This is a genomic window from Mesorhizobium sp. (assembly GCF_004963255.1).
Lineage (GTDB): Bacteria > Pseudomonadota > Alphaproteobacteria > Rhizobiales > Rhizobiaceae > Mesorhizobium.
On sequence record NZ_SUGA01000150.1, the window covers coordinates 1 to 220 of the forward strand.

Genomic DNA, 220 nt, shown 5'->3' on the forward strand with positions numbered 1-220 from the left:
GCCTTGTCCTCGACCATGCGCGCGGCGGCCTTGAGGCCGCGTGCGCAGCAATCCATGCCGCCGATATGGCCAATCAGCAGATCCTGCGGGTCGAGCGACTGGCGCCGCAACTTGGCGTCGAAATTGGTGCCGCCGGACTTGAAGCCGCCGGCCTGCAAGACCTGGTAATAGGCCAGCGCCATCTCCGGCACATTGTTGGGGAACTGGTCGGTGTCCCAGC

1 pseudogene is annotated in these 220 nt (G+C 65.5%); it reads right to left on the minus strand.

The window, feature by feature from the left end:
- Positions 1 to 220: pseudogene (locus E5X34_RS32840) on the minus strand (xylose isomerase); the annotation flags it as partial.